Below are 23,328 nucleotides of genomic sequence, written 5' to 3' on the forward strand. Positions count from 1 at the left end.
ACAGGAAATCCCATGAAGATCACGTTGAACAAGATGCTCCTGGCTTCCACCCTGGCGGCTGCGATGGCCGTAGGCCTGGCCCAGGCTGCCGAGGCTCCCCGCGTGGGCGTACGCGGGGCCATTACCGCGATGGAAGGCGACGCGATGCACGTCAAGGTCAACAGCGGCGAAGACGTCATCGTGCACCTGACCCCAAGCACTCAAGTGCGCGCGGTTACCCTGGCCAAGATCGATGAGATCAAGCCGGGCAGCTATATTGGCTCCGCCGCCATGCCCAACGCCGATGGCACTCTGACCGCGCTGGAAGTGCACGTCTTCCCACCGGCCATGGCCGGCACGGGCGACGGGCATCGCGCGTTCGACCTCAAAGAAGGCAGCAGCATGACCAACGGCACCGTCGGCGACCTGGTCGTGAGCAACGGGCGCACCTTGACCGTGAAGTACAAAGGTGGCGAACAGAAGATCGTGGTGCCGGAGGATGTGCCGATCGTCAACCTGGAGCCGGGGGATCGCAGTTTGCTCAAGGCGGGGGTAAAGGTGGTGTTGTTCGCGGCGCAGGGGGCGGATGGGACCATTACCGCGCAGGCCATCTCAGCCGGTAAAGATGGTGTGACACCGCCAATGTAAAGTCTGGCGCAGAACCAAATGTGGGAGCGGGCTTGCTCGCGAATGCGGTGGATCAGCCAATGAATCTGTTGACTGACACACCGCATTCGCGAGCAAGCCCGCTCCCACTGTTTTACCGCGTTTATTCAGTTATTGACCGGAGTAGATCTGGTCAAACACCCCACCATCATTGAAGTGGGTCTTCTGCACCGTGCGCCAGTCACCAAAGGTCTTCTCTACCGACAGGAAGTCGACTTTCGGGAAGCGGTCGGTGTACTTGGCCAGCACCTTGGGATCACGTGGACGCAGGTAGTTGTTCGCCGCAATTTCCTGGCCTTCCGCCGACCACAGGTACTTCAGGTAGTCTTCAGCCGCCACGCGGGTGCCTTTCTTCTCGACCACTTTGTCGACCACCGATACCGGTGGCTCGGCTTCGGCGGAGACGCTTGGGTAGATCACTTCGAACTGATCCCGGCCGAATTCACGGGCGATCATTTCCGCTTCGTTTTCAAAGGTCACCAGCACGTCGCCGATCTGGTTGGTCATGAAGGTCGTGGTAGCGGCACGGCCGCCGGTGTCCAGCACCGGTGCTTGTTTGAACAGCTTGCCGACAAAGGCCTTGGCCTTGTTTTCGTCGCCGCCGTTCTTCAGCACATAGCCCCAGGCCGACAGGTAGGTGTAGCGGCCATTACCCGAGGTTTTCGGGTTGGGCACGATCACCTGCACGCCGTCTTTCAACAGATCCGGCCAGTCTTTCAGAGCTTTCGGGTTGCCTTTGCGCACGATGAATACGGTGGCGGAGGTGAACGGTGCGCTGTTGTTCGGCAGGCGGGTGACCCAGTTGTCCGGCACCAGTTTGCCGTTGTCGACCAACGCGTTGATGTCGGTGGCCATGTTCATGGTGATCACGTCAGCCGGCAGACCGTCGATCACCGAGCGCGCTTGTTTGCTGGAGCCGCCGAAGGACATCTGCAGGGTCAGTTTGTCGTTCGGGTGCTCGGCTTCCCAGTGCTTCTGGAACGCAGCGTTGTAGTCCTTGTAGAAATCGCGCATCACGTCGTAGGAGACGTTGAGCAGTGTGACGGGGGCGGCCTGGACGGCGCCCGCCAGGGCAAGGCCGGCGGCCAGGAGGGAGGCGCTAACGAGTTTTTTCACTGCTCATTCCTTGTTGTTCGAGAAGGTGGTCGATTGAGTAGGGGCAATTTGCCAGCGACTATAGCGGGCGCCGCATAGACGTTTAAAGATTAAAACGTACTTTGCTTATTCCACTTTACGGAAAAGGTTACTCCCGCAGCGTGAGCAGAAGGCGGCATTCGGCTCATGGCTGTTCTTCTTGCACACTGGGCAGTCGGTTTGCAGCTGTTCGCCGCGCATGGCACTCGCCAGTTCAGCGGTGAAAATCCCGGTGGGCACGGCAATGATCGAATAACCGGTGATCATCACCAGCGACGAGATCACCTGGCCCAGCGGCGTCTTTGGCACGATGTCGCCAAAGCCCACGGTGGTCAGGGTCACGATGGCCCAGTAGATGCCCTTGGGAATGCTGGTAAAGCCATGCTCCGGGCCTTCGATCACGTACATCAAGGTGCCGAACACGGTCACCAGGGTGCACACGCTGACCAGGAACACCACGATCTTCTGCTTGCTGCCGCGCAGCGCCGCCATCAGGTAGTTGGCCTGCTTGAGGTACGGGCTGAGCTTGAGCACGCGGAAGATCCGCAACATCCGGATGATGCGGATGATCAGCAGGTACTGCGCGTCGCTGTAATACAGCGCAAGGATACCGGGGACGATGGCAAGCAAATCCACCAGCCCATAAAAGCTGAAGGCATAGCGTAACGGCTTCGGCGAGCAATACAGGCGCAACCCGTATTCGATCAGGAAGATCAGCGTGAAGCCCCATTCGATATAGGCCAGCACATCGGCGTAGTTCTGGTGTATCTGGTCGATGCTGTCGAGCATCACGATCACCAGGCTGGCGAGGATGATCAGCAGCAAGATGCCGTCAAAGCGCCGCCCGGCGACCGTGTCACTTTGAAAAACCATGACGTAGAGCCGCTGGCGCCAGTCGTTGTTGCTGTCCATAAATCCCGCCTGAAACGAAGTTCGAGCAAGCCTAGGGGGATTCGAATGGCCTGTCCATGCGGGGTTTCTGAAGCACGCGACCGCCTGCGCGCACCAGCCAGCAGGCGAGGATGAACGGTGCGGTCAATGCCGGCAGGTGCAGGGCGGCGAAGCCTGGGGTGAGAAGGATTGCCAGCAGGATGCCGAGCAGCGGCAACCAGGGGTGGCGACGCACCTGGCTCAGGGCCAGCGCCGCCAATGCCGGGTTGTAGCTGTGCAGGCCGAGCAGGGCGCTGGCGGGTTCTTGCAGCCACAGCGCTATCAGCACGCCGGCAGTGGAGCCGACCAAGGCCCATACGGCGGCGCGGCGGTTGGCCAGCCACAGGCCCAGTGCAATCAAGGCACCGGCCACTGGCTGGTTCAGCAGCATGATTTGCGCCAGCCCGGTGAAGGGCGCGGTGAGCGCGGCCAGGGTGTCGGGTTCGCTCAGGCTTAAGGTGCTGTCAGGCACTGTGCCTATCAGCAACCAGCCGAGCAGGACAAACGGCGCGGTATAGGCCGGCAAGTCATCCGGCTGGCTGGCGTGCTTCAACCATTGCCGCGTGAGGATCGCACTCAAGCCGCCGCCCGCCAGGATCAGCGGCGGCAGCAAGGCCGACCAGGCGAAGTGCTGGCTGATCAACAAGCCCAGCAGCACGCCGTTGTAGCTATACAACCCGGCCTGGCGCTCGGCCTTGGGATAGCCCCGGCGCTGGGCCGTGAGCAAGCCCGCGACGCCACCCAACAAGGCGCCGCCGAGCAAGGTCGGCGCGCCGATCAGGATCGCCAGCAGGCACAGCAGGCCGCACAGCGGCTGGCGTTGCAGGAAGATCTGGCTGAAGCCGTTGAGCAGCGCTTCGGCCCAGTCGGGGCAGGTGGGGTTGTGCATGGTGGTTAATCAGTGAGACTGAGTTGCCCCCATCGCAGGCAAGCCAGCTCCCACATTTGACTGTGTTCGCAGATCAAAATGTGGGAGCCGGGCTTGCCCGCGATGGGGCCCGAACAGGCGCTAGATCAATGTCTCTATACGCAAAGAGTTCGTCGACCCCGGCTGCCCAAACGGCACTCCGGCGGTAATCACCAACGTATCCCCACGCTCCGCCATCCCCTGTGCCTGGGCAATCTCCAGCGCGGTGGAACACACCTCATCCACCTGGCGCAGCCGATCATTGACCACCGAATGCACGCCCCAGGCCACGCTCAACCGCCGCGCCGTGGAGAGGTTGGGCGTGAGGTTGAGGATCGGCGCTACCGGCCGTTCCCGCGCCGCGCGCAGGCTGGAGCTGCCCGACTCGCTGTAGTTCACCAGCACCGCCACCGGCAGGATGCTGCTGATACGGCGGATCGCGCAGCTGATGGCGTCCGATACCGTGGCATCCGCCTTCGGTCGGCTGACATCCAGTTGTGCCTGGTAATCCGGGCCGTTTTCCACCTGGCGGATGATCTTGCTCATCATCTGCACGGCTTCCAGCGGGTATTCGCCGGAGGCGGTTTCCGCCGACAGCATCACCGCGTCCGCGCCTTCGGCCACGGCATTGGCGACATCGGTGACTTCGGCACGGGTTGGTGCAGGCGAGAAGCGCATCGACTCCAGCATCTGCGTCGCCACCACCACCGGTTTACCCAGTTGGCGGCAGGTGCTGATGATGTCCTTCTGGATCTGCGGCACGCTCTCGGCGGGCACTTCAACGCCCAGGTCGCCTCTTGCAACCATGATCGCGTCGCTCAGTTCGGCGATTTCCTGCAGGCGCTGCACGGCCGAGGGTTTCTCGATCTTGGCCATAAGGAACGCCTTGTCGCCGATCAGCTCGCGGGCTTCGCGAATGTCTTCCGGGCGCTGCACGAACGACAGCGCCACCCAGTCCACACCCAGTTCCAGGCCGAAGCTCAGGTCGCGCCGATCCTTGGCGGTCAGTGGGCTCAGTTCCAGCAGTGCTTGTGGGACGTTCACGCCTTTGCGGTCCGACAATTCGCCGCCATTCAGCACGGTGGTGTCGATGGCGTCGGCATGTTTGGTGATCACCCGCAGGCGCAATTTGCCGTCGTCCAGCAGCAGGTCCATGCCGGGCTCCAGCGCCGCGATGATTTCCGGGTGAGGCAGGTTGACCCGCCGCTGGTCGCCCGGTGTTTCGTCCAGGTCCAGGCGCAACGCCTGGCCGCGCACCAGTTGCACCTTGCCCTCGGCAAAGCGTCCGACGCGCAGTTTCGGCCCTTGCAGGTCCATGAGGATGCCCAGCGGATAATTCAGCTGGCGCTCGACCTGGCGAATCCATTGGTAGCGCTGGGCATGGTCGGCGTGGTCGCCGTGGCTGAAATTGAGCCGGAAGATGTTCACCCCGGCTTCCACCAGCTCGCGGATGTCGTCGATACCGTCGGTGGCGGGGCCCAGGGTGGCGAGGATTTTGACCTTCTTGTCAGGCGTCATGTTTGGCAGTCTCAAGGATCAGGATGGCGCGGAAGTCGTTGACGTTGGTGCGCGTGGGCTCGGTGATGATCAAACCGTCGAGGGCGGCGAAATAGCCGTAGCCGTTGTTGTTATCCAACTCATCGCTGGCCGACAGTCCGAGGGCTTCGGCGCGCGAATAGCTGCACGGCGTCATGATCGCGCCGGCGTTGTCTTCCGAGCCGTCGATACCGTCGGTGTCACCGGCCAGGGCGTACACGCCGGGCAGGCCCTTGAGGCTGTCGGTGAGGCTCAACAGGAATTCCGCATTGCGCCCGCCACGGCCATTGCCGCGCACGGTCACGGTGGTTTCGCCGCCGGAGAGGATCACGCACGGCGCCGCCAGCGGCTGGCCGTGCTGCACGATCTGCCGGGCGATGCCGGCGTGTACCTTGGCCACGTCCCGTGCTTCGCCTTCCAGGTCGCCGAGGATCAACGGGCTGAACCCGGCCTGGCGGACTTTTACCGCCACCGCTTCGAGGGATTGCTGGGGGCGGGCGATCAATTGGAAGTGGCTGCGGGCGAGCACCGGGTCGCCGGGCTTGACGGTTTCCGAGGCCGGGTTCTGCAACCAGCTGCGCACCGAGGCGGGGGCGTCGATGTGGTAGCGCTTGAGAATCGCCAGGGCTTGTTGCGAGGTGCTCGGGTCGCCGACCGTGGGGCCGGACGCGATCACCGTGGCTTGGTCGCCGGGCACATCGGAAATCGCGTAGGTATAGACCGTCGCGGGCCATGCCGCTTTCGCCAATCGGCCTCCCTTGATGGCCGAGAGGTGCTTGCGCACGCAATTCATCTCGCCGATGGTCGCGCCGGATTTGAGCAGGGCTTTGTTGATGGCCTGTTTGTCGGCCAGGGTGATGCCTTCGGCGGGCAGCGCCAGCAGCGCAGAGCCACCGCCGGACAACAGGAAGATTACGCGGTCGTCTTCCGTCAGGTTGCTGATCAGTGCCAGCACGCGCTGGGCCACGGCCAGGCCGGCAGCATCGGGCACTGGGTGAGCGGCTTCGACCACTTCGATTGTCTTGCACGGCGCGCCGTGGCCGTAGCGGGTGACGACCAGGCCGGTGACTTCGCCCTGCCAGCAGTTCTCCACGACCAGCGCCATGGCGGCGGCGGCTTTGCCGGCACCGATCACGATCACACGGCCGCTGCGGTCGGCGGGCAGGTAGGGTTCAAGGACTTGCCGGGGGTGGGCGGCGTCGATGGCTGTGGCAAACAGCTCGCGAAGCAGATGTTGCGGATCGACCGACATAAGCGGGCTCCCGGGGATTCTTGTTATTAGGGGTGAGACTTGGAATAGGGATTAAAGGTGGGAGCTGGCTTGCCTGCGATAGCAGTGTGTCAGGCAGCAAATCTCTAGCTGGAAGACCGCTATCGCAGGCAAGCCAGCTCCCACACTGGATTGCATTTCAAGTGAACACTTACTTATCGCGAATCGAGAAATTCGCCATATGCTCCAGGCCTTTGATCAGCGCCGAATGGTCCCAGTTTCCGCCACCAATCGCCGTGCAGGTGCTGAACACCTGCTGCGTACCGGCGGTATTCGGCAGGTTGATCCCCAGTTCCTTGGCACCGGCCAACGCCAGGTTGAGGTCCTTCTGGTGCAGGTTGATGCGGAAGCCCGGGTCAAAAGTGCCCTTGATCATGCGCTCGCCATGCACTTCGAGGATTTTCGACGAAGCAAACCCACCCATCAGCGCTTCACGCACCTTGGCCGGGTCGGCGCCGTTCTTGGCGGCGAACAGCAACGCTTCGGCCACCGCCTGGATGTTCAGCGCGACGATGATCTGGTTGGCGACCTTGGCGGTCTGGCCATCACCATTGCCGCCCACCAGGGTGATGTTCTTGCCCATGGCCTGGAACAGCGGCAAGGCGCGTTCAAAGGTCTGCGGCTCGCCGCCGATCATGATGCTCAGGGTGCCGGCCTTGGCGCCGACTTCACCACCGGACACCGGTGCATCCAGGTACTGCGCGCCGGTCTCGTTGATCTTGGCGGCGAACGCCTTGGTGGCGGTGGGGGAGATCGAACTCATGTCGATCACCACCTTGTTCGGCGACAGGCCGGCGGCGACGCCGTCTTTGCGGAACAGTACGTCGTCGACCTGCGGGGTGTCCGGGACCATCACAATGATGAACTCGGCTTCCTGCGCCACTTGCTGCGGGCTGGCCAGGGCCACGGCGCCTGCGTCGATCAGCGCTTGCGGCGCCTTGCCATGGTGCTCGGAGAGGAACAGTTGGTGACCTGCTTTCTGCAGGTTCGCGGCCATGGGTTGGCCCATGATGCCAGTGCCGATGAATCCGATTTTAGCCATGAAAGAATCCTCTTTTATTAGATGGCGTTGTGGGTCTTCAACCAACCCAAACCCGCTTCGGTGGTGGTCAACGGCTTGTATTCACAGCCGACCCAACCCGTGTAGCCGATGCGGTCCAAATGTTCGAACAGGAAGCGGTAGTTGATCTCACCGGTACCCGGCTCGTTGCGCCCTGGGTTGTCCGCCAACTGGATGTGGTTGATCTCACCCAGGTGCGCGGCCATGGTGCGGGCCAGGTCGCCTTCCATGATTTGCATGTGATAGATGTCGTACTGCAGGAACAGGTTGGCGCTGCCCACCTGTTCGCGAATCGACAGGGCTTGCGCCGTGTTGTTCAGGTAGAAGCCTGGGATGTCGCGGGTGTTGATCGCTTCCATCACCAGCTTGATGCCCACCGCTTGCAGTTTTTCAGCGGCGTACTTGAGGTTGGCGACGAAGGTTTTTTCCAGGGTTTCGTCGTCAACGCCTTGTGGCCGGATGCCCGCCAGGCAGTTGATCTGGGTATTGCCCAGCACCTGGGCGTAGGCGATGGCCAGCTTGACCCCGGCACGGAATTCTTCGACCCGGTCCGGGTGGCAGGCCAGGCCGCGTTCGCCCTTGGCCCAGTCACCGGCCGGCAGGTTGAACAGCACCTGGGTCAGGCCGTGGGCGTCGAGTTGCGCCTTGATTTCGGCAGAGCTGAATTCATAGGGGAACAGGTACTCGACACCTTCGAAGCCCGCATCGGCGGCCGCTTTGAAACGGGCAAGAAAGTCCTGTTCGGTAAACAGCATGGACAGGTTGGCGGCGAAACGCGGCATAAGGTTCTCCTTAATCGAGCAGGGAAATGGCAGTCGGCGCATCGTTGCCGACCAAGGCCAGATCTTCGAATTCGTTGACGGCGTTGATCTCGGTGCCCATGGAAATATTGGTCACGCGCTCCAGAATAATCTCAACGATTACCGGAACCTTGAATTCTTCGATCATTTCCTCGGCGCGGCGCAGGGCCGGCGCGATCTGGCTCGGCTCGAACACACGCAAGGCCTTGCAACCCAGGCCTTCGGCAACGGCCACGTGGTCCACGCCATAGCCATTGAGTTCCGGGGCGTTGAGGTTGTCGAAGGACAGTTGCACGCAGTAGTCCATTTCAAACCCGCGCTGAGCCTGGCGGATCAGGCCGAGGTAGGAGTTGTTCACCACCACGTGGATGTACGGCAGCTTGAACTGTGCGCCCACGGCCAGTTCTTCGATCATGAACTGGAAGTCGTAGTCGCCGGACAGCGCCACCACTTTGCGGCTCGGGTCAGCCTTGACAACGCCGAGGGCGGCGGGGATGGTCCAACCCAACGGGCCGGCCTGCCCGCAATTGATCCAGTGGCGTGGCTTATACACGTGCAGGAACTGCGCGCCAGCAATCTGCGACAGGCCGATGGTGCTGACGTAGCAGGTGTCTTTGCCGAACACCTGGTTCATTTCTTCATACACGCGCTGTGGCTTGACCGGCACGTTGTCGAAATGGGTCTTGCGGTGCAGGGTGGCTTTGCGTTGCTGGCAGTCATTGAGCCAGGCGCTGCGGTCCTTGAGCTTGCCGGCGGCTTTCCACTCGCGGGCCACTTCAATGAACATCGTCAGCGCGGAACCGGCGTCGGACACGATACCCAGGTCCGGGGTGAAGACGCGGCCAATCTGGGTCGGCTCGATGTCGACGTGAATGAACTTGCGGCCCTCGGTGTACACCTCGACCGAACCGGTGTGGCGGTTGGCCCAACGGTTACCGATGCCCAGCACCACGTCCGACTTGAGCATCGTCGCGTTGCCATAACGGTGGGACGTCTGCAGACCGACCATGCCGACCATCTGTGGGTGATCGTCCGCAATGGTGCCCCAGCCCATCAGGGTCGGGATCACCGGGATGCCGGTCAGTTCAGCGAATTCAACCAGCAGCTCGCTGGCGTCGGCATTGATTACGCCACCACCGCTGACCAGCAGTGGGCGCTCGGCCTGGTCCAGCAGCGCCAGGGCTTTTTCCACCTGCACGCGGGTTGCCAGCGGCTTGGCGAGGGGCAGGGGTTGGTAGGCGTCGATGTCGAATTCGATCTCGGCCATCTGCACGTCGAACGGCAGGTCGATCAACACCGGGCCTGGGCGGCCGGAGCGCATTTCATAGAAGGCTTTCTGGAAGGCGTACGGCACTTGGCCAGGTTCCAGGACGGTGGTTGCCCACTTGGTCACCGGCTTGACGATGCTGGTGATGTCCACGGCCTGGAAGTCTTCCTTGTGCATCCGGGCGCGGGGCGCTTGACCGGTGATGCACAGGATCGGGATCGAGTCGGCCGACGCGCTGTACAGGCCGGTGACCATGTCAGTGCCTGCCGGGCCCGAGGTACCGATGCACACGCCGATATTGCCGGCCTTGGTGCGGGTGTAACCCTCGGCCATGTGGGAGGCGCCTTCAACGTGGCGAGCAAGGACGTGATCGATGCCACCCACTTTCTGCAAGGCCGAATACAGCGGGTTGATCGCGGCGCCTGGGATACCGAAGGCGGTGTCCACACCTTCGCGACGCATCACCAGGACGGCGGCTTCGATTGCTCTCATTTTGCTCATGATATTGGTGCCTCTTGCGTTTTGTAATTGTATACAAGTGGTGTCTGGACAAAGTGTATTCACGGCGAGCGGCGTAGGTCAATGCATTTTATAAACTGGCCTATGCGTTCGTCGGAACGGCTTTTTTCGACGTATGGAGCCTTTGTGCGAAAATATTGTATACAAAATTAAAAGTCATTGTGTTCTATTTGTTTGATCGAGCATCTGATCATTCAGACCTCCATCGCTTTCCCAATAACAAAAGAAGGACGGCACCATGAGCGCTTTAACCTTGAAACTCGCTACCCAACTGGCCAGCCAGGCCCTCAGTGCAGGGCGTACCATCTGCGCTGCACCGCTGACCATCGCCGTGCTCGACAGCGGCGGCCATTTGATCACCCTGCAACGCGAAGACGGCGCCAGCCTGCTGCGCCCGCAAATCGCCATCGGCAAGGCCTGGGGCGCAATTGCCCTTGGCAAGGGCTCGCGCCTGCTGGCACTGGACGCGCAGCAGCGACCGGCGTTTATCGCGGCGTTGAACAGTTTGGGGCAGGGCAGCGTGGTGCCTGCGCCGGGTGGGGTATTGATTCGAAATCAGGAAGGCGCGGTGCTGGGGGCGATCGGGATCAGCGGGGATACGTCGGACATTGATGAGCAGTGTGCGATCACGGCGATCGAGGAGATCGGGCTGTTGGCAGACGCCGGCGTATCAGCCTGACACCACCCTTTGTAGGAGCCGGCTTGCCGGCGATGGCGCTCGAAAGAGCGCCGCAGAATATGAAAGTCTCATCGCCGGCAAGCCGGCTCCTACCAAGGTCAGTCCGGCTCGCAGCCTTTGAGCACCAGCCGGATGATCGTCTGCGCCGCCGCCTCGTAATCCGCCTCATCCAGCTTGGCCTTCCCGGTCACCGCCGAGATCTGCCAGTCAAAATCCGCATAGGTCTGCGTCGCCGCCCAGATGGTGAACATCAAGTGATTGGGTTCAATCGGCGCAATCAGGCCGCGATCTACCCAGTCCTGGATGCAGGCGATGTTGTGCTTGGCCTGGGCGTTGAGCTGTTCGACTTGGTCGGCGCTGAGGTGCGGGGCGCCGTGCATGATTTCGCTGGCAAAGACCTTGGAGGCAAATGGCAGGTCGCGGGAGATACGGATTTTCGAGCGGATGTAGTTGCTCAGTACTTCCTTGGGCGCGCCGTCCGGGTTGAACGGCGTGGAAGCGGCCAGGATCGGCTCGATAATGCTCTCGAGCACCTCGCGGTAGAGGTTGTCCTTGGACTTGAAGTAGTAATAGACGTTGGGCTTGGGCAGCCCAGCCTTGGCTGCGATGTCGCTGGTTTTGGTCGCGGCGAAGCCCTTGTCGGCAAACTCCTCGCTGGCCGCCCGCAGGATCTTTTCTTTGTTGCGCTCGCGAATGGTGCTCATAAACCTGGAGTTTCCTTGCCAAGACTGGCGGTTGCGCATGGTAGCACCGGCCATCTGCGAGCCTCAACAATCTGCCCGCCGGGCCTTGCGCCGCGCTATGCTCGCGTCATCCCACTCTTACGGAAGCGCGATTCATGGCAGGAAGCAGCTTGTTGGTGTTGATCGACGATATCGCCGCAGTACTCGATGACGTTGCCCTGATGACAAAAATGGCGGCAAAGAAGACCGCTGGCGTCCTGGGTGATGACCTCGCCCTCAATGCCCAACAGGTCTCCGGCGTGCGTGCCGAGCGGGAAATTCCCGTGGTGTGGGCGGTGGCCAAGGGGTCCTTCGTCAACAAGTTGATCCTGGTGCCAGCGGCTTTATTGATCAGCGCGTTTGCACCGTGGGCGGTGACGCCGTTGTTGATGCTCGGCGGTGCCTACCTGTGTTTCGAAGGGTTCGAGAAGCTGGCGCATAAATTCCTGCACAGCAAAGATGAAGACCATGCGCAACATGTGCAGTTGGTCGAGGCCGTCTCGGACCCGGCAACCGACTTGGTAGCCTTCGAAAAGGATAAGATCAAAGGCGCCATCCGTACCGACTTCATCCTCTCCGCCGAAATCATCGCCATCACCCTCGGCACCGTGGCCGATGCGCCCTTGATGCAGCAGGTGATCGTGCTGTCCGGCATTGCCATCGTCATGACCGTGGGCGTGTATGGCTTGGTGGCAGGTATCGTCAAGCTGGATGACCTGGGCCTGTGGCTCACCCAGAAACCTGGCCAGGCGGCGCGCAGCATCGGTGGTGCCATCCTGCGTGCGGCGCCGTACATGATGAAGAGCCTGTCGGTGATCGGTACGGCGGCGATGTTCCTGGTGGGCGGCGGGATTCTCACCCACGGCGTGCCGGTGGTGCATCACTGGATCGAGACGGTCAGCCAGGGTGCAGGCGGGGTGGCGTGGTTGGTGCCGACGCTGCTGAATGGCGTGGCGGGGATCATTGCCGGGGCGGTGGTGTTGGTCGTCGTGCAAGTAGTTGGCAGGGTATGGCGAGCCGTTAAGCGCTGATTAGTTCGCAGCGAATACAGACTGAAAAGTTGTTTAAGCTTAATCCTACAGTTCGGTTTTCAAGGCATTTATAGGATGCGTCGCGTGCCTTCCCGTGAAGTCACGCACTAAGAAAACGGATCGAGTAGGGAGTTAAGGATGAACTGGTGTTTTCAGGCGATAAAAAACTATGCCAACTTCAGCGGGCGCGCTTGTAGAAGGGAGTATTGGGCGTTTGCAGTTTTAGACTACCTGCTGATGTACGGCTCAATTGTAGTAGCAGGCTGGGCCGGGGTTGCCTACAGCAAGTGGTTTTATATCCCGCTAGGCGTTTACGTTGTACTTACGATCATCCCCCGGCTATCTGTAACATTTAGGCGGCTTCACGATGTGAACACGACTGGCGCTTATATCCTGTGGTATGCGCTACCGTTCGTGGGTTTATTAGTTGTGACCATCCGACTGCTTAGAAAAGGCGACAAGGGGGAGAATAACTACGGATTGCCTTGCCGTGATGTCGAACATTCTTAACAGACCGGGCTTACCGTAACCGCAATAAAAAAGGCCATTCAATCGAATGGCCTTTTTTGTGGGCGTTTACTCGGCAATCTGCAGCTTTCGCGATTCCGTATAGATGTAGCGCACCTTCTCGTACTCGAACGGCGAGTTCATCTGGCCATACCGGAAGCTGGTCTGATAACGCTTGTCCACTGCGCGCAATGCCCAGATTTCCGGGTGGTTGGAGCTGACTTCGGACACATTGAGGAAGTTGATCTGGGTTTCGGCACCGTAGTCGACGATCAGGCCGGTGGTGTCGCGCAGGTTCGATGGGCCGAAGATCGGCAGCACCACATACGCGCCGCCGGGTACGCCGTAGAAGCCCAGGGTCTGGCCAAAGTCTTCGCTCTGGCGCGGCAGGCCCATGGCGGTCGCCGGGTCCCACAGGCCGGCGATGCCGATAGTGGTGTTGACCAACAGGCGGCCGGTGGTTTCCAGGGAGCGATGCCCCTTGAGTTGCAGCAGGCTGTTCAACAGGTTGGGCACGTCGCCCAGGTTGTTGAAGAAGTTGCTCACGCCGGTGCGCAGGAAACTCGGGGTGACGTAGCGGTAGCCGTCGACCACCGGCAGGAACACCCATTGGTCGAAGCGGTAGTTGAAGTGGTACACGCGACGGTTCCACGATTCCAGCGGGTCATACACGTTGAGTGCGGTGAGCGATGAGCGCTCGAACTCACGCTGGTCCAGCCCTGGGTTGAACTTGAGCTTGGTCAGCGGCTCCTTGAAACCGTCGGCGCCGACATTGACCGGCTCGTGGGCCTTGCTGTTGTCGGCATTGGCCACGCCTGCGCACATCAGGGCGGCAAGCAGCAGAAGATATTTAGCCACGGAAGAACTCCAGCATAGCGTCGGCGTTGACGCGGTAATTGAGGTTGCCGCAATGGCCGCCCAGCGGGTAGACGGTCAAGCGATCGCCGAAGGTTTTACGCAGGAAGCCGAGGTCGCCAGGGCCGAGGATCACGTCGTCGGCGTTGTGCATGACGGCGATCTTCGGGTTGGTGTGCAGGTAGTCCTTGAGGGCATACAGGCTGACCTGGTCGATCAGTTGCAGCAGGCTGCCGCCGTCGGAACGGGCGCGCCACATTGGGATCACTTGTTCGGTGAGGTAGCAGTCGAAGTCGCACTGCAGTGCACGCTTGAGGAATGGCGTGAGGCTGGTGCCTTCGGTAATCGGGTACTTCGGCGGGATGATCAGTCCGCGGCGGTTGATCAGGTCCGAGGTAAAGGCGATGTCGGCTGCCGAGAAGCGGAACGAGGTGCCGATCAGCATGGCCATCTGTTCGTTGGTCAGGTGCTGCTTGGATTGCTGGAAGTCGTAGAGCAGGGCGTCGTTCAGGTCGATGTAGCCCTTTTGCTGGAAGTAGCGGGTCAGCTTGTTCAGCACCAGCTCATAGAAGGTGGTGGTGTTGTTGATGCCTTTCACCTCGGTCTGCACCAGCTTGTCGAGGTTGGTGATCGAGGTGTAGAGGTTGACCGGCGGGTTCAGCAACAAGACTTTCTTGAAGTTGAAACTGCGGCGCGTCTCGTCGAGCTTGCTGACGAACGCTGCATCCAGGGCACCGAGGCTGTAGCCGGTGAGGTAGAAGTCAGTCACTGGCAACGAAGCGTTCTGCGCGCGCACGGCTTGCATCACGCGGTACATGTCTTCGGCGTCTTCCTGGGTGATGCCCGGCGTGGCGAAGCGCGAGGCGGCACTGATGAAGTCGAAGCTGGTGGGCGACGACAGTTGCACCACGTGGTAGCCGGCCTGGTAATACAGCTTTTTCAGGTATTCGTTGATGCTGCTGTCGAAGCGCGCACCGGTGCCCGCGATCAGGAAGATCAGCGGCGCGGCGCGGTCCTGCTTGGCGATGCGGTAGGTGAGTTTCTTCACCGCCCAAAAGTTGTCCGGCAGGCTGAATTCGCGCTCGGGGCGCATGTTCAGGGTGTAGTCGGACTGATTGATCTCGTCATCGCTCGGCAATTTCGGCCGAAGGTCAGGCGGCGTGGTGGCGATGGTGGCTTCAAACGGGTTGGTCAAAGGGTAGCCATAGCTGGCTTGGTCAATGTCGACGGCCAGTGCTGACGCACTCAGAAAAAGGCTGCCCAGCAAGGCAGCACAGCGCAAGGAACGGAGCATGACTTAATCCCTAGGAGGAAACGTACTTAATGAAGTTCGCAGGCTATGACCGCCGTCCAGTCGCCGAAGTGCCATCACGCGGCACGAAATGTCGGAAAAAAACGTCGGAATCGGGGTAATAGTAGCCAGACGATACACTTTGCCACGCTTTGGTGAACACTAATTGTGTGTATGCGCCTTGCTAACGGCTGCCGGGGCATTAAGCTGAGCGCCGTTTTTGCCTATCGGAGTACCCCATGTCCCGTCGTTTGCCGCTGATTTTGCTGCTTATTGCACTGCCGCTGTGGCTGGCCGCCAGTTACGGTGCGCGCTATGGCTTTATGGAAGATAGCCAGTGGGTGGGCCTCTGCGCGGACGAGGCGAGCCGCTGGGAATGCCAGCTGCGTTCGAACCTAGGGTTGATGATCCACTTCAAGGTGCTTGGCTGGACGGCGTTGATCACGTCGGTGCTGGCGTTTTTCGTGCCGGGTCGGGCGGGGTGGGGGTTGGCGGTGCTGGGGATGATGTTCGGGTTGCCGGCACTGGCGTTGTACAACACCACGTTTGCGGTGTTTGCCGTGGTGATTGCGGGGTTGCGGTTGGTCAGGAAGCCCCGCGGCGCCTGATAGGGCCTCTTCGCGAGCAAGCCCGCTCCCTCATTTGACCGAGTACATCCTTGGAATGCGGTCGAATGTGGGAGCGGGCTTGCTCGCGAAAGCGGTCTTAAGTCTTGCGTACCCGCAAGCAGCGCCACAAGGCTGCCGTCATGAGCAGGCTCACTACCGCCCAGCCCCAAGCCTGCTGGTTCAATAACCCCTCACGGTACAACTGCGGCGCAATGCCCGCACCGATGATAAAGGCCAGCAACGCAATCTCCCGACGCGGTCCCGTCACCGGACGTATCACGTATACCAGGGCCGGCAACACCAGCGCCGCGCTCGGAAAGCTGCGGTAGCGCGGGTCGAAGACCAATGCCAGCATCATTACCGCTCCGGCAAACCCGGCAATCGCCACCAGCCAGCCTGCGCGTTGCTCCAGCCAGTTGAACGCTCGCTCACGCCAACCTTCCTGTGCACTCAAGGCCAAGGCCGCATGGGCCAGCACCAGCAGGTTCAACACCAGCAGCAACCCAGCCCACACCCATTCATCATTGAAGCGCGCCGTCACACGGGTCAGCTCGGCCCAGGTGCCAATGGAGCAGGCTGCAACGGCGCCCACCAACGGCAGGGCAAGCGCGGCGCGCGTGCTGCGTACGCGACCACCCAATGCCAGGGTGCCCAGCAGGATAATCCCGCCGACGCCCAACCACAGCGGCCAGTACGGCACATTGGTCACCGGCCCGGCGAGGATGCCCTTGTCCTGGCGATCGGCATCAAACAGGCCCCAGTAACCACCCACGGCGCCTTCACTGGCACGCTTCCACGGCTGGTCAAAGGCTTCGATCAGGTTGTAGTGCCAGCCATTGGCCTCGGCCATGGCAACAAAACCGCGCATGAACTTGGCCTCGTTGACCCGGCTCGGCACGGCCGTTTCGCGCTGGCGGCCTTCGCTTGGCCAGCCGGTTTCACCGATGAGTATGTCCTTGGGCGCAAACTTGTTGCCGAAGGTCTGGCGCACATCGCCCACGTGCTTGATGGCCTGGTCGATGCCCGACGGGTCATCTTCCCAGTAAGGCAACAGGTGGATGGTCAGGAAATCCACCGCCGGGGCGATTTCCGGGTGCTGCAGCCAGAACTCCCACACATCCGCGTAGGTCACAGGCTGCTTGATCTGGCTCTTGACCGTCTGGATCAGCGCCACCAGCTGCTTGGCGGTCACTTCCTTGCGTAGCAATGCTTCGTTGCCGACGATCACCGAGGTTACGACATCCGGGTGGGCGTTGGCTGATGCGATCAATTCGTTGATTTCTTTTGCGGTCGCCACCGGATCACTGCTGACCCAGGCCCCGGCCATTACCTTCAGCCCGTGCTTGCGCGCCATCTCCGGCAAGGCTTCCAGGCCGGTCATAGAGTAAGTGCGAATGCACTCGAAGCGCGTGGCCAGCAGGGCGAGATCAGCGTCCATGCGCTCCGGACGCAGCGTGAATGGCTGGTCGAACGGCGATTGGTCTTTATCGAACGGTGTATAGGACGCGCACTGCATCTTGTGCGTGGCGCTGGCGACGTCGGGCAGCACCACGGGCCGGCCGAGGCCATACCAGTAAGCGAACAGGGCCAGCAGGCCGAGGATCAAGGCGAAGCAATAGGGCAGGGCAGGGAAGCGGGCAGTCGCGGGCATGGTCGGCTTATCTGGAAGAGCAAAGGCGCGCATCTTACCCGGATTTGGCCCGACTCAGTGGGGCTGCATAATTTTGACATGCAAAGTTCGGGCGGGATTTTGGCGTCAAGTCCTACAAAACATCCTACTGGCGATGTGATGTCGTTCCTTGCTTGTAGGATGTCGCTGACAGAGCAGGTCCAACACCCGAGCAGGTTGATGATCGAAGTGTCAGTACTCCGCTGACGGCGCACTACCGTGATCGATGCGCGTGAAGGGGGCGCGGTGCACCACATAACAACAGGTTGACGTCGCTCGGCATCCGCCGGGCGCAGCACTTTCGGGGAAGTACTATGAAGATGCGACGACTCTTGGGCGCAGCTGCCACTCTGGTAGTTGCGATGAGCTCCACACTGGCCAGCGCCGACAGCAAGACCCTGAGCATCGGCTATGTGGACGGCTGGTCCGACAGCGTGGCTACCACCCACGTGGCTGCAGAAGTGATCAAGGCCAAGCTCGGTTATGACGTGAAACTGCAAGCCGTCGCCACCGGGATCATGTGGCAGGGCGTTGCCACCGGCAAGCTCGACGCCATGCTCTCCGCCTGGCTGCCGGTCACCCACGGTGAGTACTGGGCCAAGAACAAGGACAAGGTGGTCGACTACGGCCCCAACTTCAAGGACGCGAAGATCGGCCTGATCGTACCGGAGTACGTCAAGGCCAAGTCCATCGAAGACCTCAAGACCGACACCACCTTCAAGAACAAGATCGTCGGCATCGACGCAGGTTCTGGCGTGATGCTCAAGACCGATGAAGCGATCAAGCAATACGGCCTCGATTACAAGCTGCAAGCCAGCTCGGGCGCGGCGATGATCGCCGAGCTGACCCGTGCCGAAGACAAACAGGAATCCATTGCGGTCACCGGTTGGGTGCCACACTGGATGTTCGCCAAGTGGAAACTGCGTTTCCTGGACGATCCAAAAGGGATTTATGGTGCTGCTGAAACCGTCAACAGCATCGGCAGCAAGGGCCTGGAGAAGAAAGCGCCGGAAGTCGCGGCCTTCCTGAAGAAATTCCAATGGGCCTCCAAGGATGAAATCGGCGAAGTCATGCTGGCGATTCAAGAAGGCGCCAAGCCTGATGCCGCCGCCAAGGATTGGGTCGCCAAGCACCCTGAGCGTGTCGCCGAGTGGACCGGTAAATAACACCCGAAGCGTCTAGACAGCACCTTGCAAGCCCGCCTGGCGTTTTCGTCAGGCGGGCTTTGTCGTTTTTGTGCCAAAGGCTGTCAATTCGATCAGTTCAAAACTGGCGACAACGCCTATGTCGTTCTAATACTAAGGTCGTCTGGAACCCTTTGTGCAGCCGCATACAGTGGATACGTTCCAATAATAAAAAAGCTGTGCTGCGAGGATAAAAACAATGAACGACAGCATTTACCTCTCGATTCAAAACAGCCCGCGTTTCAAGGAGCTGGTGAGAAAAAGGGAAAGGTTCGCCTGGATTCTCTCGGCGATCATGCTAGGGCTTTACTCCGCTTTCATCCTGTTGATCGCCTACGGGCCACAAGTACTGGGGGCCAAGATCAGCCCCGGCTCGTCGATTACCTGGGGCATTCCCCTGGGCGTCGGGCTGATTGTGTCCGCCTTCATCCTGACCGGCATCTACGTGCGCCGGGCCAATGGCGAGTTTGACGACCTGAACAATGCGATTCTCAAGGAGGCTGCGCAATGATCCGGCGTCTACTGGCAATATTCGGCGCTTCGCTCTTTGCCCCGGCCGTTTGGGCGGCGGATGCATTGACCGGTGAAGTGCACAAGCAACCCCTGAACGTTTCGGCCATCGTGATGTTCGTCGCGTTTGTCGGCGCCACCCTGTGCATCACCTACTGGGCCTCCAAGCGCAACAAATCGGCGGCCGACTACTATGCGGCCGGCGGCAAGATCACCGGTTTCCAGAACGGCCTGGCGATTGCCGGTGACTACATGTCGGCGGCGTCCTTCCTGGGGATTTCCGCGCTGGTCTACACCTCTGGTTATGACGGCCTGATCTACTCGATCGGCTTCCTGGTGGGCTGGCCGATCATTCTGTTCCTGATCGCCGAGCGCCTGCGTAACCTGGGCAAGTACACCTTTGCCGACGTGGCGTCCTATCGCTTGGGCCAGACCCAGATTCGCAGCCTCTCGGCCTGTGGCTCGCTGGTGGTGGTGGCGTTCTACCTGATCGCGCAGATGGTCGGTGCGGGCAAGCTGATTCAGCTGCTGTTCGGCCTGGACTACCATGTTGCGGTGATCCTGGTCGGTATCTTGATGGTGATGTATGTACTGTTCGGCGGCATGCTGGCGACCACCTGGGTACAGATCATCAAGGCTGTATTGCTGCTGTCCGGTGCCTCGTTCATGGCACTGATGGTGATGAAGCACGTCAACTTCGACTTCAATGCCCTGTTCTCCGAGGCGATCAAGGTTCACCCTAAAGGTGAGGCGATCATGAGCCCCGGCGGCTTGGTGAAAGACCCGATTTCCGCGTTCTCCCTCGGGCTTGCGCTGATGTTCGGTACGGCTGGCCTGCCACACATCCTGATGCGCTTCTTTACCGTCAGCGACGCTAAAGAAGCGCGTAAGAGCGTGTTCTACGCCACCGGTTTCATCGGTTACTTCTACATCCTGACCTTCATCATCGGCTTTGGCGCGATCCTGCTGGTCAGCACCAACCCGGCGTTCAAGGATGCGGCAGGCGCCTTGCTGGGCGGCAACAACATGGCGGCGGTGCACCTGGCCAACGCGGTGGGTGGCAGTATCTTCCTGGGCTTCATCTCGGCCGTGGCCTTCGCCACCATCCTCGCGGTGGTTGCCGGCTTGACCCTGGCCGGTGCGTCGGCGGTGTCCCATGACCTGTACGCCAGCGTGATCAAGAAAGGCAAGGCCAACGACAAGGATGAGATTCGCGTTTCGAAAATCACCACCGTTGCCTTGGGCGTCCTGGCGATTGGCCTGGGTATCCTGTTCGAAAGCCAGAACATCGCGTTCATGGTTGGCCTGGCGTTCTCCATTGCCGCCAGCTGTAACTTCCCGGTGCTGCTGCTTTCCATGTACTGGAAAAACCTCACCACTCGTGGCGCGATGATTGGCGGCTGGCTGGGCTTGATCAGTGCCGTTGGCCTGATGGTGCTGGGCCCGACCATCTGGGTCTCGATCCTGCACCATGAAAAAGCCATCTTCCCTTATGAGTACCCGGCACTGTTCTCGATGATCATTGCGTTCGTCGGCATCTGGTTCTTCTCCATTACCGACAAGTCGGCGGCGGCAGAGAAAGAGCGTGCGCTGTACTTCCCGCAGTTTGTGCGTTCGCAAACTGGCCTGGGGTCGAGTGGGGCGGTTTCTCACTAAGGTTGTAGCTGGATAGGAAAATACCCCGGTCGAAAGGCCGGGGTATTTTTTTGTCTATAAATTAGGGATTGATCTGACAAAACTGTTTCTCAAATCCTGCACAAATAAAAACGGCCTCCACTAAGGGAGGCCGTTTTCAGTGCAACTAAGCGATGCTTACTTGCGATCTTCCAGCTGGGTGATGTCACGCGACTCGTAGCCGGTGTACAGCTGGCGCGGGCGGCCAATCTTGTACGGGCTGGAGAGCATTTCTTTCCAGTGGGAGATCCAGCCCACGGTCCGCGCCAGGGCGAAGATCACGGTGAACATGCTGGTTGGAATGCCGATTGCCTTGAGGATGATCCCCGAGTAGAAGTCGACGTTCGGGTACAGCGAGCGTTCGATGAAGTACGGGTCGGTCAAGGCGATCTCTTCCAGGCGCATGGCCAGTTCGAGTTGCGGATCGTTCTTGATGCCCAGTTCCTTCAACACTTCGTCGCAGGTCTGCTTCATCACGGTGGCGCGTGGGTCGCGGTTCTTGTAGACGCGGTGACCGAAGCCCATCAACTTGAACGGATCGTTCTTGTCTTTGGCCTTGGCGATGAACTTGTCGATGTTCGAGACATCGCCGATTTCATCGAGCATGGTCAATACGGCTTCGTTCGCACCGCCGTGGGCAGGGCCCCAGAGTGCGGCGATACCGGCGGCGATACAGGCGAACGGGTTGGCACCCGAAGAACCTGCCAGGCGGACGGTGGAGGTGGAGGCGTTCTGCTCGTGGTCGGCGTGGAGGATGAAGATCCGGTCCATGGCCTTGGCAAGCGTCGGGCTGATCGGTTTGATCTCGCACGGCGTGTTGAACATCATGTGCAGGAAGTTTTCCGCGTACGTCAGGTCGTTGCGCGGGTACATCATGGGTTGACCCATGGAGTACTTGTAAACCATTGCGGCCAGGGTCGGCATCTTGGCAACCAGGCGGATCGCGGAGATTTCGCGATGCTGCGGGTTATTGATGTCGAGGGAGTCGTGATAGAAGGCCGACAGGGCGCCGACCACGCCGCACATAACGGCCATCGGGTGGGCGTCGCGACGGAAGCCGTTGAAGAAGGTCTTCAACTGCTCGTGAACCATGGTGTGGTTCTTCACGGTGCTGACGAACTGGGCTTTTTGCTCGGCTGTTGGCAGCTCGCCATTTAGCAGCAGGTAGCAGGTTTCCAGGTAGTCCGATTTCTCAGCCAGTTGCTCGATCGGGTAGCCGCGATGAAGCAGAATGCCATTATCACCGTCGATATAGGTGATCTTCGACTCGCAAGAGGCGGTCGACATGAAGCCTGGGTCGAATGTGAAACGGCCCGTGGCCGTCAGGCCCCGTACGTCGATAACATCGGGACCAACGGTGCCGGTTAAAATGGGCAGCTCGACGGGGGCTGCGCCCTCGATGATCAACTGCGCTTTTTTGTCAGCCATGTGGCCTCCTATTTATGCTTCAAATCATCAGACAGACCCCCCACGCAGGGCCCGCACCACTATATTGATATAAATCCAGATGTCAATTTGCCTAAAGTCTTGCAGCAGAAGGCTTTAACCGTACTTTTTCCTCGAAATTGCCTGCCATTTACGCCTTTTATTCCCCCAGCGCAATCCGCTATTAGGGTGAGGAGTGCGCGTTGTCATTAGTAACCTAACTGTCTATACTCGGCCACCGACCGCCAAGGGCTTTTGGGCTTGCTTTCATTGGGGGTCGCACTCCCTGGGTGGTGCTTACCTGACCAGTGCACTCCCCAACAACTTTGCCCTGATTGTTAGGGGCTCTTCAGTGTGAAAAAAAGCCGTGAATAGCCAACGACCTGTAAACCTAGACCTAAGGACCATCAAACTCCCCATCACCGGCGTTACGTCGTTCCTGCACCGTGTTTCCGGCATCATCCTGTTCCTGGGCTTGGGCATCATGCTTTATGCATTGAGCAAATCCCTGGGTTCCGAGGAAGGATACGCCGAGGTGAAGGCATGCTTGACCAGCCCGCTGGCCAAGTTCGTAGCATGGGGCCTCCTGTCTTCTCTTCTGTATCACCTGGTAGCCGGTGTGCGCCACTTGATCATGGACATGGGCATCGGTGAGACGCTGGAAGGCGGCCGCCTGGGCTCGAAAATCATCATCGCCATTTCCGTGGTGCTGATCGTTCTGGCAGGAGTTTGGATATGGTAACCAGCGTTACGAACCTTTCGCGTTCGGGCCTCTATGACTGGATGGCACAGCGTGTGTCTGCGGTCGTTCTCGCGGCTTATTTCATTTTCCTGATCGGATACCTCGTCGCAAACCCGGGCATCGGCTATGAGCAATGGCACGGCCTGTTTTCCCACAATGCGATGCGAATCTTCAGTCTGCTGGCCCTTGTTGCCCTGGGCGCACACGCCTGGGTAGGCATGTGGACCATCGCGACCGACTACCTGACGCCGATGGCGCTGGGCAAGTCCGCGACTGCAGTACGTTTCCTCTTCCAGGCAGTATGCGGCGTCGCGATGTTCGCTTACTTCGTCTGGGGTGTGCAGATTCTTTGGGGTATCTGAT

General features: G+C 60.2%; 23 protein-coding genes. 10 read left to right on the top strand and 13 right to left on the bottom strand.

What is annotated here, in order from left to right; translation table 11 throughout:
- Nucleotides 1-12 precede the first annotated feature (12 nt).
- On the top strand, nt 13-627 hold the full coding sequence (locus RB216_RS08895; RefSeq protein WP_028615696.1) for a DUF5666 domain-containing protein: 615 nt from the start codon (nt 13-15) through the stop codon (nt 625-627).
- Nucleotides 628-756: 129 nt separating this feature from the next.
- Here RB216_RS08895 and RB216_RS08900 read toward each other — a convergent pair whose 3' ends face one another.
- The 8 genes from RB216_RS08900 to gcl all read right to left on the bottom strand — a co-directional run bounded on the left by RB216_RS08900 (nt 757) and on the right by gcl (nt 10,050).
- Nucleotides 757-1,761: a sulfate ABC transporter substrate-binding protein gene (locus RB216_RS08900; protein WP_016979582.1), complete on the bottom strand. Its 1,005-nt coding sequence runs from the start codon at nt 1,759-1,761 to the stop codon at nt 757-759.
- A 105-nt stretch (nt 1,762-1,866) separates the two neighbouring features.
- The gene (locus tag RB216_RS08905) at nt 1,867-2,691 is read right to left on the bottom strand and encodes an ion transporter (RefSeq protein ID WP_028615697.1); all 825 of its coding nucleotides are present in this window, start codon (nt 2,689-2,691) and stop codon (nt 1,867-1,869) included.
- 31 nt (nt 2,692-2,722) lie between these two features.
- Nucleotides 2,723-3,598: an urea transporter gene (locus RB216_RS08910; RefSeq protein ID WP_308908581.1), complete on the bottom strand. Its 876-nt coding sequence runs from the start codon at nt 3,596-3,598 to the stop codon at nt 2,723-2,725.
- A gap of 120 nt (nt 3,599-3,718) precedes the next feature.
- Nucleotides 3,719-5,134, bottom strand: coding sequence for a pyruvate kinase (gene pyk, locus RB216_RS08915; protein ID WP_016979579.1), 1,416 nt, complete (start codon nt 5,132-5,134; stop codon nt 3,719-3,721).
- Nucleotides 5,124-6,404 (bottom strand): glycerate kinase type-2 family protein, encoded by a 1,281-nt coding sequence (locus tag RB216_RS08920; RefSeq protein ID WP_028615699.1) that lies wholly within the window; start codon nt 6,402-6,404, stop codon nt 5,124-5,126. Before RB216_RS08920 ends, pyk begins: the two co-directional genes overlap by 11 nt.
- Before the next feature lie 169 nt (nt 6,405-6,573).
- Entirely contained in the window at nt 6,574-7,464 is an 891-nt protein-coding gene (locus tag RB216_RS08925) for a 2-hydroxy-3-oxopropionate reductase (protein WP_068935715.1), read from the bottom strand.
- Between the two features lie 17 nt (nt 7,465-7,481).
- Entirely contained in the window at nt 7,482-8,264 is a 783-nt protein-coding gene (hyi, locus tag RB216_RS08930; RefSeq protein WP_028615701.1) for a hydroxypyruvate isomerase, read from the bottom strand.
- A gap of 10 nt (nt 8,265-8,274) precedes the next feature.
- Nucleotides 8,275-10,050 (bottom strand): glyoxylate carboligase, encoded by a 1,776-nt coding sequence (gcl, locus tag RB216_RS08935; protein ID WP_028615702.1) that lies wholly within the window; start codon nt 10,048-10,050, stop codon nt 8,275-8,277.
- Nucleotides 10,051-10,306: 256 nt separating this feature from the next.
- Between gcl and RB216_RS08940 the strand changes: the two genes are divergently transcribed.
- Complete coding sequence (locus RB216_RS08940; protein WP_068935712.1) at nt 10,307-10,747, top strand: GlcG/HbpS family heme-binding protein; 441 nt, start codon at nt 10,307-10,309, stop codon at nt 10,745-10,747.
- 98 nt (nt 10,748-10,845) lie between these two features.
- On the opposite strand, the gene RB216_RS08945 is transcribed toward RB216_RS08940, so the two are convergent.
- Nucleotides 10,846-11,451 carry a TetR/AcrR family transcriptional regulator gene (locus RB216_RS08945; protein ID WP_028615704.1) on the bottom strand — a complete coding sequence of 202 codons (606 nt, stop codon included), beginning with the start codon at nt 11,449-11,451 and terminating at the stop codon, nt 10,846-10,848.
- A 134-nt stretch (nt 11,452-11,585) separates the two neighbouring features.
- On the opposite strand from RB216_RS08945, the gene RB216_RS08950 reads away from it, so the two are divergent.
- A complete protein-coding gene (locus tag RB216_RS08950) occupies nt 11,586-12,500 on the top strand; it encodes a DUF808 domain-containing protein (protein WP_028615705.1) in 915 nt (304 codons plus the stop codon).
- A 138-nt stretch (nt 12,501-12,638) separates the two neighbouring features.
- On the top strand, nt 12,639-13,010 hold the full coding sequence (locus RB216_RS08955; protein ID WP_028615706.1) for a DUF805 domain-containing protein: 372 nt from the start codon (nt 12,639-12,641) through the stop codon (nt 13,008-13,010).
- A gap of 66 nt (nt 13,011-13,076) precedes the next feature.
- On the opposite strand, the gene RB216_RS08960 is transcribed toward RB216_RS08955, so the two are convergent.
- On the bottom strand, nt 13,077-13,865 hold the full coding sequence (locus RB216_RS08960; RefSeq protein WP_028615707.1) for an MlaA family lipoprotein: 789 nt from the start codon (nt 13,863-13,865) through the stop codon (nt 13,077-13,079).
- Nucleotides 13,858-15,156, bottom strand: a complete 1,299-nt coding sequence (mlaY, locus tag RB216_RS08965) for a lipid asymmetry maintenance lipase MlaY (RefSeq protein WP_028615708.1) — start codon at nt 15,154-15,156, stop codon at nt 13,858-13,860. The genes RB216_RS08960 and mlaY overlap by 8 nt, the downstream gene beginning before the upstream one ends.
- Nucleotides 15,157-15,392: 236 nt before the next feature.
- Between mlaY and RB216_RS08970 the strand changes: the two genes are divergently transcribed.
- Nucleotides 15,393-15,761 (top strand): hypothetical protein, encoded by a 369-nt coding sequence (locus tag RB216_RS08970; RefSeq protein WP_308908582.1) that lies wholly within the window; start codon nt 15,393-15,395, stop codon nt 15,759-15,761.
- 97 nt (nt 15,762-15,858) lie between these two features.
- On the opposite strand, the gene RB216_RS08975 is transcribed toward RB216_RS08970, so the two are convergent.
- Nucleotides 15,859-17,412 (bottom strand): glycoside hydrolase family 17 protein, encoded by a 1,554-nt coding sequence (locus RB216_RS08975; RefSeq protein WP_308908583.1) that lies wholly within the window; start codon nt 17,410-17,412, stop codon nt 15,859-15,861.
- Between the two features lie 332 nt (nt 17,413-17,744).
- Here RB216_RS08975 and RB216_RS08980 point away from each other — a divergent pair, with 332 nt between their 5' ends.
- From RB216_RS08980 to RB216_RS08990, 3 genes are all read left to right on the top strand, one after another.
- On the top strand, nt 17,745-18,596 hold the full coding sequence (locus RB216_RS08980) for a glycine betaine ABC transporter substrate-binding protein (RefSeq protein ID WP_025857941.1): 852 nt from the start codon (nt 17,745-17,747) through the stop codon (nt 18,594-18,596).
- A gap of 217 nt (nt 18,597-18,813) precedes the next feature.
- The gene (locus RB216_RS08985) at nt 18,814-19,125 is read left to right on the top strand and encodes a DUF485 domain-containing protein (protein WP_003190001.1); all 312 of its coding nucleotides are present in this window, start codon (nt 18,814-18,816) and stop codon (nt 19,123-19,125) included.
- On the top strand, nt 19,122-20,780 hold the full coding sequence (locus RB216_RS08990) for a cation acetate symporter (RefSeq protein WP_028615711.1): 1,659 nt from the start codon (nt 19,122-19,124) through the stop codon (nt 20,778-20,780). The genes RB216_RS08985 and RB216_RS08990 overlap by 4 nt, the downstream gene beginning before the upstream one ends.
- A 156-nt stretch (nt 20,781-20,936) precedes the next feature.
- Here RB216_RS08990 and gltA read toward each other — a convergent pair whose 3' ends face one another.
- Nucleotides 20,937-22,226 (bottom strand): citrate synthase, encoded by a 1,290-nt coding sequence (gltA, locus tag RB216_RS08995; protein WP_028615712.1) that lies wholly within the window; start codon nt 22,224-22,226, stop codon nt 20,937-20,939.
- Nucleotides 22,227-22,590: 364 nt separating this feature from the next.
- On the opposite strand from gltA, the gene sdhC reads away from it, so the two are divergent.
- Nucleotides 22,591-22,965, top strand: a complete 375-nt coding sequence (sdhC, locus tag RB216_RS09000) for a succinate dehydrogenase, cytochrome b556 subunit (protein ID WP_003190005.1) — start codon at nt 22,591-22,593, stop codon at nt 22,963-22,965.
- Nucleotides 22,959-23,327 carry a succinate dehydrogenase, hydrophobic membrane anchor protein gene (gene sdhD / locus RB216_RS09005; protein WP_003172805.1) on the top strand — a complete coding sequence of 123 codons (369 nt, stop codon included), beginning with the start codon at nt 22,959-22,961 and terminating at the stop codon, nt 23,325-23,327. Before sdhC ends, sdhD begins: the two co-directional genes overlap by 7 nt.
- Nucleotide 23,328 lies beyond the last annotated feature (1 nt).

Origin of the sequence: Pseudomonas canadensis (assembly GCF_030980095.1) — a bacterium.
Lineage (GTDB): Bacteria > Pseudomonadota > Gammaproteobacteria > Pseudomonadales > Pseudomonadaceae > Aquipseudomonas > Aquipseudomonas canadensis.